Raw genomic sequence first — 302 nt, forward strand, 5'->3', positions numbered from 1 at the left:
GTCTGGCCGCTCGTCTACACCCGCGCGGCGCTGTATTTCCTCACGTTGGCGGCGACGGTGGTATTTGTCGTATTTCCGTTCACCGGGCGGCGTGATCCGCTGGGTGAGAGGGTCAACGCGCTCAAATGGGTTTCGGACTTTATCCGAATGCTGAGTGGGTTCCTGCCTTCGTGGGTATCCCAATGGCTGGCCTCCTATGCGCAGTATCCCGGGACGTTCCTGATCCTGGTGAGTATCATTGGAGCGTTGATCGTCGGCGGTAGGCGCGTTGCTTCGGCGATCGACGACCGAATGACCGCGCT

1 pseudogene is annotated in these 302 nt (G+C 60.3%); it reads left to right on the forward strand.

Annotated features, from left to right (window positions below):
* Window positions 1-302: pseudogene (locus AKL29_RS42590) on the forward strand (hypothetical protein); the annotation flags it as partial.

This window comes from Bradyrhizobium pachyrhizi (genome assembly GCF_001189245.1).
GTDB lineage: Bacteria > Pseudomonadota > Alphaproteobacteria > Rhizobiales > Xanthobacteraceae > Bradyrhizobium > Bradyrhizobium pachyrhizi.